The organism is Corallococcus sp. CA053C, from assembly GCF_003611675.1.
In the GTDB taxonomy this organism is placed as follows: domain Bacteria; phylum Myxococcota; class Myxococcia; order Myxococcales; family Myxococcaceae; genus Corallococcus.
On sequence record NZ_RAWA01000328.1, the window covers coordinates 1 to 11,326 of the forward strand.

Annotated in this window: 12 protein-coding genes; 10 read left to right on the forward strand and 2 right to left on the reverse strand. The window is 69.2% G+C overall.

Annotation, left to right across the window (positions count from 1 at the left end; translation table 11 throughout):
• The 3 genes from D7V97_RS31940 to D7V97_RS31950 form a co-directional block, all read left to right on the forward strand.
• On the forward strand, positions 1–622 hold a 622-nt coding region (locus D7V97_RS31940), incomplete at its 5' end, for a cation:proton antiporter (RefSeq protein WP_199729002.1).
• Positions 623–660: 38 nt separating this feature from the next.
• Complete coding sequence (locus tag D7V97_RS31945; RefSeq protein ID WP_120614408.1) at positions 661–1,281, forward strand: L-threonylcarbamoyladenylate synthase; 621 nt, start codon at positions 661–663, stop codon at positions 1,279–1,281.
• 22 nt (positions 1,282–1,303) lie between these two features.
• Positions 1,304–2,290, forward strand: a complete 987-nt coding sequence (locus tag D7V97_RS31950; protein WP_120614409.1) for a hypothetical protein — start codon at positions 1,304–1,306, stop codon at positions 2,288–2,290.
• Positions 2,291–2,314: 24 nt separating this feature from the next.
• On the opposite strand, the gene D7V97_RS31955 is transcribed toward D7V97_RS31950, so the two are convergent.
• The gene (locus D7V97_RS31955) at positions 2,315–2,650 is read right to left on the reverse strand and encodes a hypothetical protein (RefSeq protein WP_147445053.1); all 336 of its coding nucleotides are present in this window, start codon (positions 2,648–2,650) and stop codon (positions 2,315–2,317) included.
• 92 nt (positions 2,651–2,742) lie between these two features.
• Here D7V97_RS31955 and xerD point away from each other — a divergent pair, with 92 nt between their 5' ends.
• The 6 genes from xerD to D7V97_RS31985 all read left to right on the forward strand — a co-directional run bounded on the left by xerD (position 2,743) and on the right by D7V97_RS31985 (position 8,749).
• Positions 2,743–3,678, forward strand: coding sequence for a site-specific tyrosine recombinase XerD (gene xerD / locus D7V97_RS31960; protein ID WP_120614411.1), 936 nt, complete (start codon positions 2,743–2,745; stop codon positions 3,676–3,678).
• A gap of 254 nt (positions 3,679–3,932) precedes the next feature.
• Complete coding sequence (locus tag D7V97_RS31965) at positions 3,933–4,877, forward strand: hypothetical protein (RefSeq protein WP_120614412.1); 945 nt, start codon at positions 3,933–3,935, stop codon at positions 4,875–4,877.
• A 495-nt stretch (positions 4,878–5,372) separates the two neighbouring features.
• Positions 5,373–7,451: a sodium-translocating pyrophosphatase gene (locus tag D7V97_RS31970; protein ID WP_120614413.1), complete on the forward strand. Its 2,079-nt coding sequence runs from the start codon at positions 5,373–5,375 to the stop codon at positions 7,449–7,451.
• A 176-nt stretch (positions 7,452–7,627) separates the two neighbouring features.
• Positions 7,628–7,825: a hypothetical protein gene (locus D7V97_RS31975; RefSeq protein WP_120614414.1), complete on the forward strand. Its 198-nt coding sequence runs from the start codon at positions 7,628–7,630 to the stop codon at positions 7,823–7,825.
• Positions 7,826–7,928: 103 nt separating this feature from the next.
• Positions 7,929–8,264 (forward strand): helix-turn-helix transcriptional regulator, encoded by a 336-nt coding sequence (locus D7V97_RS31980; protein WP_120614415.1) that lies wholly within the window; start codon positions 7,929–7,931, stop codon positions 8,262–8,264.
• Positions 8,261–8,749: an SRPBCC family protein gene (locus D7V97_RS31985; RefSeq protein WP_120614416.1), complete on the forward strand. Its 489-nt coding sequence runs from the start codon at positions 8,261–8,263 to the stop codon at positions 8,747–8,749. Before D7V97_RS31980 ends, D7V97_RS31985 begins: the two co-directional genes overlap by 4 nt.
• Before the next feature lie 10 nt (positions 8,750–8,759).
• On the opposite strand, the gene D7V97_RS31990 is transcribed toward D7V97_RS31985, so the two are convergent.
• Complete coding sequence (locus D7V97_RS31990; RefSeq protein ID WP_120614417.1) at positions 8,760–9,950, reverse strand: DUF4388 domain-containing protein; 1,191 nt, start codon at positions 9,948–9,950, stop codon at positions 8,760–8,762.
• A gap of 243 nt (positions 9,951–10,193) precedes the next feature.
• Between D7V97_RS31990 and trpS the strand changes: the two genes are divergently transcribed.
• The gene (gene trpS, locus D7V97_RS31995; protein ID WP_120614418.1) at positions 10,194–11,207 is read left to right on the forward strand and encodes a tryptophan--tRNA ligase; all 1,014 of its coding nucleotides are present in this window, start codon (positions 10,194–10,196) and stop codon (positions 11,205–11,207) included.
• Positions 11,208–11,326: the final 119 nt, after the last annotated feature.

The window sequence follows — 11,326 nt, forward strand, 5'->3', positions numbered from 1 at the left end:
GGTGGGGTGGGAGCTGTTCGGTTCGGTGGCCGTGGGATGTCTGCTGGCCATGGTGATGCTGCTGTACATGCGAGGCGTCAACCGGGAGCTCCCCCTGTTCCTCGTGGGGCTGACGTTCGCGGCGGCCGAGGGCGGGGCGCGGCTGCACCTGTCGCCGCTGCTGGTGTCGCTGGCGGCCGGAGCGCTGATCGCGAACCTGGACGAGCGCGAGGGCCGGCGCATCCACCTGGCCATCCAGCAGGCGGGCCTGCCCGTGTTCGCGCTCTTCTTCGCCGCAGCGGGGGCGGGCTTGAAGCTGGACGCGCTGGTGACGGTGGGGCCGGCGGCGATGCTGCTCGTGGCCCTGCGCGCCCTGGCCATCTGGGCCGCGTGCCGGCGGTTCGCGCCCACGGAAGACCCCCGGCTCAAGCGCTACCTGTGGATGGGGCTCATCTCCCAGGCGGGCGTGACGTTCGGGCTGGCGGCGCTGGTGTCGCGCACCTTCCCGTCGTTCGGGCCGCAGGTGGAGGTGCTCATCATCGCGATGATCACCGCGCACGAGCTGGTGGGGCCGGTGCTCACCCGACGCGCGCTCCTGGGCAGCGGCGAAATCCGTGCGGAGGAGGCGGGCGGCGGCGCATAGTGGAGGCACGCCTTCCCTGCCAGGAGCCGCCTTCCGTCATGCCCCCCGCCATCGCCCCCATCCTCGAGGTGGACGTGGATCATCCCTCGCCGCGCCACATCGCACGGGCCGTGGAGGTGTTGGAGAAGGGCGGCCTCATCGCCTACCCGACGGACACGTACTACGGGCTGGGGTGCGACCTGAATTCCAAGAAAGCAATTGAGCGGTTGTACCAGCTCAAGGGCCGCGACAAGAAGAAGCCGCTGTCTCTTTTGTGCCCGGACCTGTCGGACGTGGCGCGCTACGCGCATGTGAGCAACTTCGCCTACCGCGCGATGAAGGGTCTCACTCCCGGTGCTTTCACCTTCATCCTGGAGGCCACGCGCCTGGTGCCGGAGGTGATGATGACGAAGCAGAAACAGGTAGGACTGCGCGTCCCTGACGCAGCACTCCCTCGCGAGCTGGCGAGGGCGCTGGGCCGCCCTCTCATCACCACGTCCGCCACACATACCGATGGTACGGTTTTGTCTGACGCCCGCGACATCAAGACGGCGTTGGGGCACGGGCTGGAGCTCATTCTTGACGGTGGCGTGACATTGAACGAGCCGTCCACGGTGGTTTCACTGGTGGGCGATGCGCTTGAAATCCTCAGGCAAGGGAAGGGTAGGCTGGAGGCCTGAACCCGAACCGGAGGGGGGAGCCTTGGCTGAGGGGGACCGTCAAGCAGCGCCAGTGATTGTCGACATTCCCGAGCGGGTGCCGAGCACGCTCGCGCTGCTCGGGTTGTTGATGCTGAGGCCCATTGATCTGCACTACCGCCTGCGCGAAGCCGGCATCCGCGCGCCCGCGGGACGCATCGGGCAGCTCTGGCGTGAGCAGGCCGAAGGAGGCCGCGCCGCGGGAGCCTTCGTCTGGCGGATGCTGCTGCTGCTCGTGGTGCTGTCGCCAGGGCTGACGATGCTGATGGGCCTGGGGCTCCGCGTGATGGGCGTGCCGATGCGCGGTGTCTGGTTCATCTCCGCGGCGCTGTGTTCCGCGGTGGGGCTGGTGGTGGCGCTGGTGTCGGGGCTCGCGTCGGGGGTGCTGCTGGGTTCGCTGGCGAGCATCTCGATGCTCGCGGGGCTGCACGCCACGGCGGGCGGCGCGTTCGGTCCGGAGTCCGGCGGCATGGCGGCGATGGCGGTGGGCGTGTGCCTGGGCATCGTGTCCGGCCTGTCGGCGGGGAGCATCGGGGGGCTCGCCAGTGGACGCGGGCCCACCGTGCGCAACGTGCAGGTGTCGGCGATCGCGACGAGCCTCGTGCCCATGCTGGTGTGGAGCGGCGCCTCGTCGGTGTCCTTCGCGGGCGCGGTGGCAGCGAGCGCGCTGGTGGCCTTCCTGGCGTGCGCGTTCCGGCTGCCGTTCTACGCGCTGGAGGTGCTGGCGCAGGCGGTGGCGTACGCGGTGGAGCGCTTCACCGGGCGGCCCACGCTGCGCTGGGTGCCGGTGCGGCATCACAACCTGAGCTACCTGCCGCACCCGTTCCTGGGACGGCACCTGGCGCTGGCGGTGCGCTCGAGGCCCGCGGAGGTGCTGGCGGTGGCGGACGCGTGCCTGCGCTCGCCGGGCAACATCCTGGTGGGCTGGCCGTGGGTGGTGGAGGCGCTGGAGCGCGCGCACGCGCAGGAGGCCGCCGAACCCCACGCGTGAGGCGTGAGGTCCGGCGTTGTTCCGCTACGGCGTCGCGGCGGGGAGCTTCTCGACCTGGGTGATGACCTTCGCGCCCACGGCGTTCGGGGCGTAGGTGAGGCGGACGGTGTCTCCGGCCTTGAGGCCCGTCAGGGACGCCTTGAGCTCCTGCTTGGGGTTCTCCACCACGTAGGTCAGCGGCGGGGCGTCCTTCGTGGCGCCGGCCAGCGAGATGGAGGTCGCGGTGAGCTCCTTCACCGTGCCGGTCCGCGTCTTCGTGGACGGCGTCGTCAAGGGGGCGGGCTCCTGTGCCCGCGCCGTGGCGCCCACGCCTGCGAGGGTCAGGACCGCCATCCACATCCAGCCTTGTGCACGCATCATCGGTTGCTCCTGGGTCGGGTGTTGCGAGGACAGGGTTCCTCCATAACGCGCATCCGTGACGGGGACCCGCTCCTTCGCTACCCTCCGGGCCCATGGAAGGACTGCTCGACGCGTTCATCGCCTTCATCCGCGCGGAGCGGGGGTTGTCCGGCAAGACGGTGGACGCCTACGCGGCGGACCTCACGGTGTACTTCGAGGACCTGCGCTCGCGAGGCAAGGACGACGCGGGCCGCGTCACGCAGGAGGACGTGCTCGCGCACCTGACGACGCTGGGCAAGCGGGGCCTGGGCCGCCGCAGCCAGGCGCGGCACCTGGCCGCCATCCGCGTCTTCCACCGCTTCCTCATCGCGGAGCGGCTCGCGGACAAGGACCCCACCGAGGACGTGGACACGCCGAAGTCGCCCCGCAAGCTGCCCGTGTTCCTCACGCTGGAGGAGGTGGAGCAGCTGCTCGCCGCGCCGGACGAGCGCACCGTCACCGGCATGCGCGACAAGGCGATGCTGGAGGTGCTCTACGCCACGGGCCTGCGCGTGACGGAGCTGTGCACGCTGGAGCTCAACAACGTGCAGCTCACCGCGGGCTACCTCATCGCGAAGGGCAAGGGCTCCAAGGAGCGCATCGTCCCGCTGGGGCGCGTGGCGATTGAAAAGGTGCAGACGTTCCTGGCGCTGTCCCGGCCGAAGCTCTTGGGCCGGCGCGAGGCGAAGGCGCTGTTCGTCACGCCGCGCGGCGGAGGCTTCACGCGGCAGGGCTTCTGGAAGCTGCTCAAGCGGTATGCGTTGAAGGCCGGCATCCTGAAGCCGCTGTCGCCGCACAAGCTGCGGCACTCGTTCGCCACGCACCTGGTGGAGCGGGGCGCGGACCTGCGGGCGGTGCAGCAGATGCTGGGGCACGCGGACCTGGCGACGACGCAGATCTACACGCACGTCAACGGGGCCAGGCTGCGCAAGGTGTACGACGAGTTCCACCCGCGCAGCGATGCGTTCAAACCGAAGCCCACGGCCCGGAAGCGCCCGCCCGCGACGTGACGTCGGAGGCCGGCGCGGGGGAGGGGACGGCTACAGCCCCGTGCTCTTGAGCATTCCCCGCGGGCATGTTCTTGGAGCTGCTCGTGCATGAGGCTGAACGAGGGCTGGCGTCAGGCCCGAGAGCGCGCCCTTTCACGAGCGGAAGCTGTTCCTCACCCGACGCTGTCCTGCACGCAGGTAGGGGGTTCGCAACCCGGAGCTTCGTCAACGCGAGGATTTCGAGTTGCCCTCAATGACTTGCAGAAAGGGAACGCATGTCGCCTTCGCTTCGGATGGGGTGGTTGCTCGCGGTGTCATGGCTGATGGTCGGGCCGGGGTGTGGTCCGGCGGAAGAGCCGCCTGAAGCGCTCGTCGAGGAGCCCGGCACCGTCGAGCAGGCGTCGGCGTCCCTGAATGGGCTGTCCTTCAACGGGCTGTCTTTCAATGGCATGTCCAGCAACGGGCTGTCCTTCAACGGGCTGTCCTTCAACGGGCTGTCCTTCAACGGGCTGTCCTCGGCCCAGTTCGCCGCGTGGTTCCAGACGAACCCGACGCTCGCCGACATGGTGATGCGCTACGTGGTGCGGTGCGCGGTGCCGGTGGGGCAGACGCGCAGCTACTGGAACCCGACAACGGCGAGGACGCATACGTGGGTGGGCCTGCTCGGGCTCGCGCCGGACTGGGCCGACGGCCAGCGGGCCACCACGACCGAGCAGCAGGTGGTGTCGGCGTGTCTGGCCGCGCATACCACCACCTCGGGGAACACGATGGCCATCTCCGTGCTGGGACTCAATAGCAGGGGACAGACCATTCCCTATTCCTCGTTGGAGCTCTCGGGCTTCGCCGAACATGAGGCCTGCTTCTTCGGAAACCTCTTCACCGACGAAGGCATCTACGTGGCCAGTGATCAGGGCCTGCTGCGCGGGAGCCAGAGCTCCCCGCGCGGCTGTGCGCTGTCGCCGGGGCCGCTCCAGCGTGTGGAGGAGAACTGTCCGCCCATCGTCCCGCTGTCGAGCTGTGACGTGTACTGCGACTCGAATCTCCTCAAACCCTATCGCTCCCACTGCACCTACCAGGGCAGGAGCTACCGGCCCATCACCACGCGGCTGCGGACCGCGGACGTCTTCCACTGCGGGGACGGCGTCTGCCAATACACCGAGTCGTGTGGCCTGGGCACCAGCTACCGGTCCTGCCTGCGCGACTGCGGGCCCTGCCTGTGACGCGGGCGGCGGCTACCCGGGCGTGGCGTTCCGCCAGATGCCCGCGTCCCGCTCGCGCGGCGCCGTGAGGCGAACACACGCCGCCTCATGGCCCAGCTCACAGGGTTGCCGCGGGAGGGTGTGCCGCCCATGGGCGCGCACCCTGGTTTCGTATCCATGGAACAGCTGCTGCTGAAACAACCGTGAAAACCATGTTTACGGTTTTCAGTTCACCGTGAACGCGGGGATCGGGCTCGCAACAGGGGCCTCTCCCACGCTCCGTGATGGCTCAACCCCACGCTCGGTGAGAGGGCCGCACGCTCCCGGGGCCTCGAAGGGGTGGCCCTGACCCGTGACGGCCCACGCCTTTCGTGGGGACGGGGCTTCAGGCGCGTTCGAGAAGGCTCCCCGCGTGCGCTGAAATCACGTATAGGCCCCCCCCGAAACAAATTTTTGCGGAACACGAGCGGCCCGCTGGGGGGAGGTCACGCCCCCGTGACTGCTCTGGAGGAATGGATGGAGTTGTCGAGTCTCGAGTCGAATTTCTGGGCCGTCGCACCGGGCGTCATCGGCGCCGTGGGGCTGCTCTTCTCCGCGTTCTTCTACTTCCGCGTCAAGTCGCTCCCGGAGGGTGACGCGACGATGAACCGCATCGCGGGCTACATCCGCGAAGGCGCGATGGCGTTCCTCGTGCGCGAGTACAAGGTGCTCGCGATCTACTGCGCGGCCGTCGCGGTGATCATCGGCCTGACGCTGGGCGGGCTGGCGAGCGGCAGCTTCGTGCTGGGCGCGTTCCTGTCGCTGCTCGCGGGCTACATCGGCATGAAGGCCGCGACGTACGCGAACGTGCGCACCGCGCAGGCCGCGCGCACCGGCTCGAAGCCGAACGCGCTCCTGGTCGCGCTCGATGGTGGCGCGGTGATGGGACTCGCCGTCGCCGGCCTGGGCCTGATCGGCATGGGCGGCGTCTACTACGCGTTCAAGGGGAACGCGCACCTCGCCCCCATCCTCCACTCGTTCGCCGTGGGAGCCAGCTCCATCGCGCTCTTCGCGCGTGTGGGCGGCGGCATCTACACCAAGGCCGCTGACGTCGGCTCCGACATCGCGGGCAAGGTCATCGAGAACATCCCGGAGGACGACCCGCGCAACCCCGGCGTCATCGCCGACAACGTGGGCGACAACGTGGGTGACGTGGCCGGCATGGGCGCCGACATCTACGAGTCCATGGTGGCCGCCCTCGTCGCCGCGATGGCCATCGCGCTGACCGCCAACGCGTCGGAGCTCTCCCGCCTCGTGGTGGACCCCTCGGCGACGGGGGCCGCGCGCGTGGCGGGCGTGGTGCTCCCGCTCGTGCTGTCCGCGGTGGGCCTGGTGGTCAGCCTGCTGAGCATCTTCATCGCACGCGCGCTGAAGGCCATGAACCCCGCGCAGGTCCTGCGCAGCGCCCTCATCATGCCCCCCGTCATCCTGGTGGGGCTGTCGTACGTGATGATGAATGTGTTCGGCCTGTCCCAGAACATCACGATCGCGCTGGCGGCGGGCGCGTTCGGCGGCGCCATCATCGGCCTCGTCACGGACTACTACACCTCGTCCACGCCGGTGCAGCGCATCGCGGAGGCCTCCATCACGGGCGCGGGCACCAACCTCATCCGCGGCCTCGCCGTCGGCATGGAGAGCGTGGGCATCTCGATGGCCACCATTGCCCTGGTGGCCTACATCGCGGACCGGGCGCTCGGCCTGTACGGCATCGCGATGGCGGCGGTGGGCATGCTGGGCGGCACGGCCGTCGTGATGACGGTGGACGCCTACGGCCCCATCTCCGACAACGCGGGCGGCATCTCCGAGATGTCCGGCCTCGGCCCTGAAGTGCGCGCCATCACCGACGAGCTGGACGCGGTGGGCAACACCACGGCGGCCATCGGCAAGGGCTTCGCCATCGGCTCGGCGACGCTCACCGTCATCGCGCTCTTCTCGGCGTTCAACCTGGAGGTCAACCACACGCGGCTGGCCGCCGGCCTGCCGGAGATGAGCCTGCTGCTGACCAACCCGAACGTCATCGTGGGCATGCTGCTCGGCTCCATCCTGCCGTTCCTGGTGGGCGCGTCGACGATGCTCGCCGTGGGCCGCGCCGCCGGCGCCATCGTCGAGGAGATCGGCCGTCAGTTCCGCGAGATCCCGGGCCTGATGGAGCTCAAGGCGGACCCGGACCCCAAGAAGATCGTCGACATCGCGACCAAGAGCGCGCTGCGCGAGATGATCTTCCCGGGCCTCGTCGCCATCGTCGCCCCGCCGCTGGTGGGCTACGTGCTGGGGCCCTCCGCGCTGGCGGGCCTGCTGGCCGGCGCGCTCGTCGTCGGCGCCACGATGGCCCTCTACATGGCCAACGCGGGCGGCGCCTGGGACAACGCCAAGAAGTACATCGAGAAGGGCAAGCTGCCGGGCCACGCGAAGGGCTCGCAGGTCCACAAGGCCGCCGTCGTCGGCGACATGGTGGGCGACCCGTTCAAGGACACCTCGGGCCCGGGCGTGGCCATCCTCATCAAGGTCATGAGCGTCGTCTCGCTGCTCGTGGCCTCCCTCATCGCGCTCCGGTAGTCAGCACCCGCGGGGCGGCGCCTGGAGACAGGGGCGCCGCACCGCGGCAGGCAGCGGACCGGTCGGCTGCTTGTAGAACACCGAACAACCCGACAAACGATGTGGGACCGGGCCCTGGGGCAGTGGGCGAGCACGTGGCTACACTTCACGGTGTTCCGCTGTCAGAGAGGTGCCCCATGGTCCTGGAGCTCACCCCGCAGCAAGTCCACCTCCTCCACGCCTGCCTCGCCGAAAGCAGCGAAGAGCTGCACGACGAGGTCCTCCACACCGACCAGCTGGAGATGCGCAGGGACCTGAGGGACAAGCTCGACCAGCTGCACGCCCTCCAGCGCCAGGTGGAAGCCCTGCTGCAGCAGGAGCAGCCGTCCCTCTGACGCGCTCCGCGCACTGAGCCCAACAACCACGTCGGTCCCACGCGAAGCCCCAGGCAAACCGGGGCCTTGACGCCGTGAGCCTCAGGCCTTATCACTGAACCAAATGGTTCAGTCTCAAGCCGCCCTCGACCGTTCCTTCGCGGCGCTGTCGGATCCGACGCGCCGGGCCATCCTGTTGCGTCTGGGAGAGTCCGGCACGTCCATTGGCAGCCTGTCCGAGCACTTCGAGATGACGCTCACGGGGTTCCAGAAGCACGTGCGCATCTTGGAGGAGGCGGGCCTCGTCACGACGGAGAAGGTCGGGCGGGTGCGCCACTGCCGGCTCGGCCCGAAGCGGCTGGAGGACGTGGCGCGGTGGATGGCTGCGTACCGGACCCTGTTGGAGCAGCGCCTGGATCACCTCGAGGACTTCCTCGAGCGCACGAAAGGAACGCCATGACGACCCAAGTCACCCCCTCCACCAAGGCCCTGGTCACCCAACCGTCGGAGCGGGAGGTCCGCATCGAACGCATCTTCAACGCGTCCCGGGAGCGGGTGTGGAAGGCCCTGACCGACCCCGCGCTCGTCGCGCAGTGGTGGGGCCGGGGCAACACGCTGGTGGTCGAGCGCATGGACGTCCAGCGCGGCGGCCACTGGCGCTTCGTCGAGCACGCGCCCGACGGCACGCACGGCTTCGAGGGGCGCTACCGCGAGGTGAAGCCCGTGGAGCGCATCGAGCAGACCTTCGAGTGGGACGGCACGCCCGGCCACGTCGTGGTGGAGACGATGACGCTGGAGGACCTGGGCGACGGCCGCACGAAGCTCGTCAACGTCTCGCTGTTCCACACCGTCGAGGACCTGAAGGGCATGGTCGGGGCCGGCATGGAGCAGGGCCTCAACCAGAGCTACGCGGCGCTGGACAAGCTGCTCGCGCGGCCCAACTGATCCGCGGACCTCAGCCCCCGCCCACCAGCTCCACCACGCTCAGCCCATACGGATCCGTGGTGGTGCGCCGGTTCACGGGCGTCACGTCATTTGCGGCCAGCGGGGCCACGCGGATCAGCCCCGCAGCCATCAGCCGGTGCACCGACCGCGACGCGGCCAGCTCCCCCATGGCCGCCGTGCGCAGCGCCTGACGGATGCTCCGGCTGCCCCGCAGCTTCGAATACAGATACAAGTCATCCGCCGTCAGGTCCGACGGGGCAGGGCGGGGGATGGGTTCGAACACCAGCCGCCCGTCCAGCGCGAACAACTCATCACTCAGCGCCAGCGTCAGCCCCACCTCCGCCTCGCGGTACAGCGCGTGCGCCTCCGGCACCGGGCCTCGTTCCAGCACCTGCGCCGCCAGCGCCACCGCGTGGTCGTACTTGCGCGAGGACAGGAACGCGCGCACCAGCGCCAGCAGTTCCGTGAACTCCGTGGACTCGCCCACCTGGAGCCCCTTCGCCCGGTGCGGCGCCAGCGCTCCCCGCCGGTACAGGTGCAGCACCCAGCGCGCGGCGAACAGGGGCGCCTCGCGCGCGCTCGCGAGCAATTCGCCCAGCGTGGCCCCTCCGGCCGCCAGGTCCAGCAGCACGTCCTCCTCCTCGGAGAAGGTCTCCACCGCGAACTCGCGGAACACACGGAACGTCGTGTCCAGGCGGGGGAAGATCTCCCGGAACATCGCCCACTCGCGCAGGCGCGCCACCGCGTCCCGGTGCAGCGTGTTCAAGGGCAATCGCAGCCCCACCGCGCGCCCCGGCAGGGGCAGGCCCGGCGTGAACTCCACCTCGCCCGACTCCCAGGCGTAGCAGTCGAAGAGCGCCTCGCGCGCCTTGTGCTCCATCGCCTCGATGAGCTGCGACAGGTCCACGAAGCAGCGCTGCACCAGGTAGGTGCCGTAGGGCATGTTCGCGCCCTCGGCCGCCTCGAACGCCGCCGCCGCACGGGGCGCGTCCAGGATGCGCAGGTTCACCAGCACCTGCGCCAGGTGCTCGCGCGGATCCGTGGAGGCCACGCCGACGAGGTGCCCATCCCGCAGGTAGAACTCCCGGCGCACCGCGCCCCGCTCCACCCGCAGCGTCCCCTCCAGTCCTGGCGTCGAGTAGAGCGGCGGCAACACCAGCTGGAGCCGGTAGCTGGCCAGGTTTCCCGTGAACGCTTCCATCCTGTGGCGCCCTCCAAGGCGGGCCGACTGTTGCGTCAGCCGCCAGGGTAGCGGTAGACCCGAGCCCTCTCAACCCCCTGGAACTGCTCGGCTTTTCCTGGCCGGACGCAATATTCCAGACGGAAGCGGGGCGCGGATGTGGGCTCCGGGAAGCAGGGCGCCAGCCTCAACGGAAGGTTGCAGGGGCGGGGCGGGTATGCGAACGAGCCGTGTCCTCCACCCGTCATTGGAATGGCAATCGCTATGCGGACTCTCTCAGGTGTCCAGTCGTCCGGAAGGCTGCACATTGGCAACTATTACGGGGCGATGCGGCAGTTCGTGCAGCTCCAGGATCAGGGCGAGGCGTACTACTTCATCGCCAACTACCACGCGCTCACCACCGTGCGGGATCCGAAGCTGGCGCTGGAGCTGACGCGCGACGCGGCGCTCACGTACCTGTCGCTGGGCCTGGATCCGAAGAAGGCCGTGCTCTTCCGCCAGAGCGACGTGAAGGAAGTGGTGGAGCTCTACTGGATCCTCGGCACCGTGGTGCCGCAGTCGAACCTGGAGCGCGCGCACAGCTACAAGGACAAGGTCGCGCAGGGCATCAGCCCGGACTTCGGCCTCTTCGCCTACCCGGTGCTGATGGCCGCGGACATCCTGCTCTACAGCGCGGACGCCGTGCCCGTGGGCAAGGATCAGATCCAACACATCGAGTTCGCGCGCGACTGGGCCGTGAAGTTCAACACCCAGTACGTCCCCGGCTACGATCCCGCGGATCCGGAGGGCAAGGAGCGGGGCCACGCGCCCGGCATCCTCAAGCTGCCCGCCGCTCACGTGCAGGAGTCCGCCGCGACGGTGCCCGGCATCGACGGGCGCAAGATGTCCAAGTCCTACGGCAACACGCTGGAGCTGTTCGGCGACGAGAAGGACATCAAGAAGCGGATCATGTCCATCAAGACGGACTCCACCCCGGTGGAGGCACCCAAGCCCACCCAGGACGCGCCGCTCTATGACCTGCTCAAGCTGATGCTCCCGGCCGCGGAGTTCGCGGACGTGGACGCGACGTGGAAGGCCGGCGGCAAGGGCTACGGCGACTACAAGAAGAAGCTCCTGGAGGCGTTCCACACGAACTTCGGCCCGGCCCGTCAGCGCCGCGCGGAGCTGCTCGCGGACCCGGGGGAGGTGGAGCGCATCCTCCAGGACGGCGCCCAGCGCGCCCGCGCGGAGGCCACCCGCCTGATGGACCAGGTCCGCCGCGCCGTGGGAATCCCCTGAACACCCGTTCCTGTTCGAATGTTTGACCCACCTGGAAGGCACTGTTAAGGAGATCTGTCCCTCCCGGCACGCGCTAAAGGCCGGAAATTCGGGCCCTTGCGCGATGACGAAGCCCCTCC